Here is a 387-nt window from a genome sequence, read left to right as displayed (position 1 = left end):
GGTCCGCCGCCCGCCGCGCCATCGCGGGGTCGTCGAGCCGCCGGGCGGCGTCGTGCAGCGCCCAGGCCGTGCCGGCGCGGCCGAAGTAGAGGCCCGGCAGCAGCCGCGGTACGGATGCGCGTCGTTCGTCGGTCCACCGCGCCAACAGGCCGTGGGAGGCGTGCAGTTCGTCCCCGTCGAGGAGTTCGGTGGCCCGGCCGAGGACCGCCAGTACGCCCGCCGAGCCGTGCTGGACCGCGCACGGGTCCGTCGTGTCGCCGAAGGGACCCGCCTTCCAGAGGCGTCGGCCGGACGGCGGGCCGGCCTGTCCTTCGACGGCGGCACTTGGTCGCAGCGCCCGCGTCAGGTGGGTGAGGCCGTCCTCCACGAGTCTGCGCAGGTCGCCGT

General features: G+C 76.5%; 1 pseudogene. It reads right to left on the bottom strand.

Annotated features, from left to right (window positions below):
- A pseudogene (locus RM590_RS35820) lies at positions 1–387 on the bottom strand (hypothetical protein); the annotation flags it as partial.

The organism is Streptomyces litchfieldiae, assembly GCF_031845365.1.
GTDB lineage: Bacteria > Actinomycetota > Actinomycetes > Streptomycetales > Streptomycetaceae > Streptomyces > Streptomyces litchfieldiae.
This window is presented reverse-complemented; position numbering and strand designations above follow the sequence as displayed.